Raw genomic sequence first — 869 nt, forward strand, 5'->3', positions numbered from 1 at the left:
GAAAACCGTCCGATGCAGGACGCGGCCATGCGCAGCCGCTTGAAGATCCCGATGTTCTTCGCCTACGACGTGATCCACGGCCACCGCACGATCTTCCCGATCAGCCTGGCCCTGGCGTCCAGCTGGGACATGGAGGCCATCGGCCGCTCAGGGCGCATTGCCGCCCAGGAAGCCGCCGCCGACAGCCTCGACATCACCTTCGCGCCGATGGTCGACATCTCCCGCGACCCGCGCTGGGGCCGCACCTCCGAAGGTTTCGGTGAGGACACCTACCTGGTCTCGCGCATCGCCGAAGTGATGGTCAAGGCCTTCCAGGGCGTCAGCCCGGCGAATGCCGACAGCATCATGGCCAGCGTCAAGCACTTCGCCCTGTACGGCGCGGTGGAAGGGGGGCGCGACTACAACGTGGTCGACATGAGCCCGGTCAAGATGTACCAGGACTACCTGCCGCCCTACCACGCCGCGATCAAGGCCGGTTCCGGCGGTGTGATGGTGGCGCTGAATTCCATCAACGGCGTGCCCGCCACCGCCAACACCTGGCTGATGAACGACCTGTTGCGCAAGGACTGGGGCTTCAAGGGCCTGGCCGTGAGCGACCATGGCGCGATCTTCGAGCTGATCAAGCACGGCGTAGCCAAGGACGGGCGTGAAGCCGCGAAGCTGGCGATCAAGGCCGGCATCGACATGAGCATGAACGACTCGCTGTACGGCAAGGAACTGCCGGGGCTGCTCAAGTCCGGTGAGATCGAGCAGAGCGACATCGACAATGCGGTGCGCGAAGTGCTCGGCGCCAAGTACGACATGGGCCTGTTCAAGGACCCGTACCTGCGCATCGGCAAGGCCGAGGATGACCCGGCCGACACCTACGC

Annotated in this window: 1 protein-coding gene; it reads left to right on the forward strand. The window is 65.1% G+C overall.

Translation table 11 applies throughout. The annotated features are described in order from the left end of the window. The coding region (locus tag AC3ZU9_RS31465) for a glycoside hydrolase family 3 N-terminal domain-containing protein (protein WP_490091796.1) at positions 1-869 on the forward strand (869 nt) is incomplete at both ends.

The sequence above is a fragment of the Pseudomonas sp. A39 genome (assembly GCF_058145955.1).